Annotated in this window: 2 protein-coding genes and 1 tRNA gene; all 3 read left to right on the forward strand. The window is 46.7% G+C overall.

Going from position 1 to position 2,582, the window contains the following annotated elements; genetic code table 11:
* Window positions 1-330 precede the first annotated feature (330 nt).
* The 3 genes from NYP69_RS06470 to NYP69_RS06480 all read left to right on the forward strand — a co-directional run bounded on the left by NYP69_RS06470 (window position 331) and on the right by NYP69_RS06480 (window position 2,335).
* Window positions 331-1,137 carry a GTP pyrophosphokinase gene (locus NYP69_RS06470; RefSeq protein ID WP_464402296.1) on the forward strand — a complete coding sequence of 269 codons (807 nt, stop codon included), beginning with the start codon at window positions 331-333 and terminating at the stop codon, window positions 1,135-1,137.
* Between the two features lie 266 nt (window positions 1,138-1,403).
* Window positions 1,404-2,165, forward strand: a complete 762-nt coding sequence (locus NYP69_RS06475) for a Bax inhibitor-1/YccA family protein (protein ID WP_473413084.1) — start codon at window positions 1,404-1,406, stop codon at window positions 2,163-2,165.
* A gap of 85 nt (window positions 2,166-2,250) precedes the next feature.
* Window positions 2,251-2,335, forward strand: a tRNA-Ser gene (locus tag NYP69_RS06480).
* The last annotated feature ends 247 nt before the right edge of the window (window positions 2,336-2,582 follow it).

Here is a 2,582-nt window from a genome sequence, read left to right on the forward strand (position 1 = left end):
GTTCCTGTGGCCGTTGCGTGATTTACAACATTCTCGATTAATCTTTTCCGCGTTTTGTACGTGATTTAGGTCAAATGTGGTACAAAGTGCGGAGTTGTGTTCCGCTTTTTGTACGTGTTTTAGGCGGATTTTGGTACAAAGTGCGTCAATCTTTTCCGCATTTTGTACGTGATTTAGGTCAAATGTGGTACAAAGTGCGGAAAGTCGTTCGCGCGCTACGCTTTAAGCGCGAAGGAAGGTCGTCGCGCAATCGCACTATATGTTGTCGCTTGTGCATATTCCCAGGCGATTATCAGACTTATAGCAAAATTGCGAGTAAAATAAAAAGACGTGATACTTGATCGTCATAATCGTTTAAATTTGGCCGAACTTTACGCCAGCTTGCAAGGGGCTGGCGATGGTGGGGCGTCAGACGCCGCCGCGGAAAAGTCGCAAGCAACCGCCGACGAAAAGTCCGCGCAAAAATCACCTATAAAAAGCGAAACGCCGCATCTTCCGCCCGAGCAAATGGACGAATTCGTAAACATGATGCAAGTGTACGAAGGCGCGATGTACGAAATCAGCACGAAGCTGGAGATTTTGGACGGCGAGTTTCAGGTGCGATTTTCGCACAACCCAGTGCATCACATGGAGCGGCGACTAAAATCCGTGCACTCGATTTTTGAGAAGCTGCGCCGCAGAAACTTAAGCATATCAACGCGTTCGATTCGCGACAACCTGTTCGATGTGGCTGGAATCCGCGTGATTTGCAACTATCGCGACGACGTGTACGCGGTTGCGCAATACCTTTCCAAGCAAACTGATATTCAGGTGCTGCAGGTTAAGGACTACATTAAAAACCCAAAGCCGAATGGGTACCGCAGTTTGCATGTGATTTACGCTGTGCCAGTGTTTTTGTCGTCGGGCGCGCATTACACGCCTGTTGAGGTGCAATTCCGCACAATTGCAATGGATTATTGGGCGAGTTTGGAGCACGCGTTGCGTTATAAGGCGGATTTGCCAGACGCAAAGTTGGCGGAGCATTCTAAGACGCTGCTTGAGTGCGCGCAGAATTTGCAGGCAATTGAGGCGAAGATGCAGGGGATTCATCGCGATATTAATGGTGCGCCGCGCGTGGAGGATGCGCCTGAGTCGTAGCAATCTAATGCGCGACGACCTGCCTTCGCGCTTAGAGCGTAGTGCGAAAAAGCAATTCGGAGCGCTGAGCCGCTTAAACGTAAAGTCCAGTGGACTTTACGTGCGGCGAAGACGTTCGCGCGTTTAGACCGCGCGAACGACGACCTACATTTCCGCTTTTTGTAGCACGACACGCATAGTCGTACAAATGTACTATAATTAGATACTTAAGGATTTATAGGGCTTTATAATGTTTTATAGTGTTTTATAAGGATTTAGGAGGATTTATGGGAGATTTTGGAAGTTTTAACGGCAATTATGCTGGCGATTTTGCGCAAAACCCAACAATTGTAGACTCGCAGGCTACTTATGTGCGCGAGCAGGCAGAGCGAGTGAGTGTGCGTCGCGTTTACGCAGAGATGACCGTTGGCTTAATAGTTACAACGCTTGTTGCAATGTTTACGCAAAGCACGGGTGCGCTTTACTCTTACTTGTATGCTACGGGTAGGTTTGGTTTCTTCGGCATTATTATTGCGCAAGTGGTGCTTGCTGTTGTGCTTGGAATGCGCGTTATGAAAATGAGCGTTTTTGCTGCGCGTGCAATGTTCTATGCATATGCGGCACTTACAGGCTTTACACTTAGCACGATCTTTACTGTGTTTAGCCTAGGCTCTATTGCAATGGTTCTGGCTTTAACTGCTGGATTCTTCCTGTGTCTTACAATGCTTGCGCTTACTACAAAAGTGAATATGCTTAAGGCTTGCCCGATTCTTATGGTGGCTTTGTTGGTGTTGTGCGTGAGCCAGGTAATTCTTATGTTTGTTGCTCCAAGCGCTGGAACTATGCGATTTATTGCTGCGATTGCAGTGTTGATTTTTGCAGGTCTTACGGCTTACGATGCACAAAAAACGCGTGCGATTTTTGAAGCCTATGCTAATCAGCCAGAAATGATTAAGCGCGTTTCGATTATTTGCGCGTTTAATCTTTATTTGGACTTCATCAACATGTTTGTGTACTTGCTGGAGTTGCTTGGAAATAGGCGCGACTAGGTGCGAGCCTGCGCGTTCTTCCTAGGGATTATGGTAGGCTATTCGCTTGTGTGATTGATGCGCATATTGCGTAGCGAGCACACATGGATGGGTGTCCGAGCGGTCTAAGGAGACGGTCTTGAAAACCGTTGTAGGGAAACCTACCGCGAGTTCGAATCTCGCCTCATCCGCGAACGTGGTTTCTAGCCAATCGCTAGAAACCTTTTTTCATGTCGAAAACCCTTGATATATCAACGTTTTTGGTTTGTTTTTGTTGGTTTGTGTAGTGTGTTTGTATTAAGAAACGCTGAAATTTGGTACAATCGCACTACGGTTTTGTTGGTTTGTGTAGTGTGTTTGTATGTAAAAATGCTGAAATTTGGTACAATCGCACTACACCCTTAATACTTGTTTTGGTTACGCAACGGCAACAGGAAT

It is taken from the genome of Gardnerella sp. c17Ua_118, assembly GCF_055804255.1.

What these genes read in the sequence shown, in the direction of transcription:
- NYP69_RS06475 (WP_473413084.1), top strand. Translation starts at nt 1,404, where the DNA reads ATGGGAGATTTTGGAAGTTTTAACGGCAATTATGCTGGCGATTTTGCG.